The organism is Mesorhizobium sp. M5C.F.Ca.IN.020.32.2.1 (genome assembly GCF_004023105.1).
GTDB lineage: Bacteria > Pseudomonadota > Alphaproteobacteria > Rhizobiales > Rhizobiaceae > Mesorhizobium > Mesorhizobium wenxiniae.
The window spans coordinates 1-2527 of the sequence record NZ_RZSX01000884.1 but is presented as its reverse complement, the minus strand read 5'-3'; the positions used below and the strand labels follow the sequence as shown (position 1 = coordinate 2527).

At 59.2% G+C, this 2527-nt stretch carries 3 protein-coding genes and 1 pseudogene; all 4 read left to right on the top strand.

Translation table 11 applies throughout. The features are described from left to right. Nucleotides 1-112, top strand: a pseudogene (locus tag EOA86_RS40770) (lytic transglycosylase domain-containing protein); the annotation flags it as partial. A gap of 12 nt (nt 113-124) precedes the next feature. Then, a complete protein-coding gene (locus tag EOA86_RS30370; RefSeq protein ID WP_128345002.1) occupies nt 125-475 on the top strand; it encodes a TrbC/VirB2 family protein in 351 nt (116 codons plus the stop codon). Nucleotide 476: 1 nt separating this feature from the next. Then, nucleotides 477-776 (top strand): VirB3 family type IV secretion system protein, encoded by a 300-nt coding sequence (locus tag EOA86_RS30365; RefSeq protein ID WP_128345000.1) that lies wholly within the window; start codon nt 477-479, stop codon nt 774-776. A 3-nt stretch (nt 777-779) separates the two neighbouring features. Continuing rightward, on the top strand, nt 780-2527 hold a 1748-nt coding region (locus EOA86_RS30360; protein WP_128344998.1), incomplete at its 3' end, for a type VI secretion protein.

The window sequence follows — 2527 nt, the reverse complement described above, 5'->3', positions numbered from 1 at the left end:
GACCACGGCGGCCGCCCCTGAGGCGGTCGCTGATGCGGGTGATGACGGCGACGCCGGCGTCATTGCCGTGACGAAAACCGGCAAGTTTGTCGGCGGTGTGATGCACTTTTGAAGGAGAGAAGGCATGAAGTGCTTTGCGGATAAGGGTACGGGGATTAGCGCGCTGAAGCTGGCGGCCTTGCTCGGGCTGGCGGCGACAATTCAGCTGGCGGGCGCCGACCTGGCGCTTGCGCAAGGTAGCGGCGGTGGAAGCGGAGCCTTTGCACCGCTGCAAACTGTCGTCCAAATGATCGTCGATTTCATTACCGGTCCGTTCGGCCGGTTGTTGGCGATTATCGCCGTGATCGGTCTTGGCTTCCTGGCCTTCGCCGGCCGTCTGTCATGGTTCACGGCTGGAGCCGTGATCGTGGGTATCGGTCTCGTGTTCGGCGCTCCAGCGATCGTCGACGAAATGATCGCAGCCGTCGGTCAGTAAGATGGCTGAGTACGAGGACGAAAAGCCAGCCTTGACGGCGTTAGTGATCGGCCTAACCCGATCGCCAACGTTTTGGGGCATCCCCTACATGGCGTTCATGATCATCGTCGGGGTGACCGTGATCGGTTGGTTGGCGACCAATCGCCTGTGGGCGCTGCTGGTCGCACCCATCAGCTATCTCGTTCTCTTTTCTCTTTGCGCCTGGGACAGCAGGATTTTGGACGTGCTGCAGGTGGCGTCGCGGATGACGCCTCGCACCCGGAACAAAACCTTTTGGGGCACCAATTCCTACGGACCGTAACCGATGCTGAAAGTCGTCAGAGAAGAGCTTGGATTTGGAAAGGTCGCTCATAATGAGCGACCTATGTCCACACATATCCCGTACCTACGGCACGTGTCCGATACGGTGATAGGGCTGGAAAACGGCTCCTTGCTGAGCGTCATCAAGCTGGACGGCCTGTTTTTCCAGACGGAGGACCAGGCCGAACTCAACATGCGTTCCGTCGTGCAAAACACGATGATCCGGGCGCTTGGCTCAAGCCGCTTTTCGCTTTGGTCGACCGTCATCCGTCGTGAGGTCGAGACGGAGATTGGCGGCGCGTTCGACGAACCGTTCTGCGAGTTGCTGAACAGACGCTACATGGACCAATTGCGCGAGAAGCGCATGTTCACGAACGAAATCTACCTGACCATCGTGCGGTCAGGGATGCGTGGCGCTCTCGGTATTGGTGATACGGTCAAAAAGCTGCTTGATCGCGCCAACCGAGAAGTGCGGAGCCAGCAAACACGCGAGGATGTCACAGAGATCGAGGAGCTGATCTCCAACATCACGCGCGAACTCCAGAAGTACGGCGCTCGCGCGCTGGGGATCGCCTATCGCGACAAGGAGCCGTATTCGGAACCGTGTGAGTTTTTCAACACGATCCTGACCTGTGGCGTGCCGCGCAAGATGCGATTGCCGCGCATGGGCATACGAAACTTCGTCGGAACATCGCGGCTGCACTTCAGCAAGCGGACAATGCAGGCTCAGGCTGCGGTCGACGAAGAAAGCCGTTTCGGCGCTCTGCTGTCGGTGAAGGAATATCCGCCGTTCACCGGGCCGGGCATGCTCGACGGGCTGTTGCAGGTCAACCATGAATTCATCCTGACGCAGTCCTTCACAATCGCAGACAAGCCGATCGCACAGGAGCGCATCACTCGCCTGCAACGGCAAATCCAGGCGTCGGATGAGGCCGGAAGTTCGGTCGAGAAGGATATCGATTACGCGCTCAATAGTCTGATGAACCAAGAAGCGGTTTTCGGCTTCCACCATCTCACGCTGTTGTGCCTGTCCCGCGATCTGCAGGGCGTCAGCAAGTCGGTGTCTGAGCTTGGGGCCTGCCTCACTGACATGAATATCAATTGGCTGCGCGAGGACGTGAACCTTGAAGCCGGTTTTTGGGCGCAGTTGCCGGGAAATCGCAGCTACATCGCCCGCAAGGCGATGTTGTCGAGCGCCAATTTCTCCGGCCTCTCGTCGATGCACAATTTCGCAACGGGGCGGATCGACGGCAACCATTGGGGCCTGCCAATCACCATTCTCGAAACCACGTCGCAAACCCCGTACTGGTTCAATTTCCATCAGCGCGACATCGGCCACTTCTTGGTGACCGGTCCGACCGGTTCGGGCAAGACGGTGGCAATGACCTTCCTGCTCGCCCAAGCAATGCGCGTCAATCCGACCCCGAAAGCCGTGTTCTTCGACAAAGACCGCGGCGCCGAAATCTTCGTGCGCGCGATTGGCGGTTCCTATGAAGTCCTGTCACCTGAGACGCCGACCGGTTTCAACCCGCTTCAGCTCGAAAACACCGGTCCCAACCGCGAATTCCTGATGCGGCTCCTGAAAGCCATGCTGCGGTCCAGCGACCGCCGCGACTTCGCCCAGGAAGACGAAGACACACTTGAGAAGGCGCTTACGCGCCTGATGCAAGAGCCGGCGGCTGAACGAAACCTGCCGAATCTGTCCGGCCTGCTCGTCGGCCGTTCGCGTGCTGACGCCAACGATCTGCATTC

Coding starts and splice junctions, on each gene's coding strand:
- EOA86_RS30365 (WP_128345000.1), top strand. CDS start 477: ATGGCTGAGTACGAGGACGAAAAGCCAGCCTTGACGGCGTTAGTGATC.
- EOA86_RS30370 (WP_128345002.1), top strand. CDS start 125: ATGAAGTGCTTTGCGGATAAGGGTACGGGGATTAGCGCGCTGAAGCTG.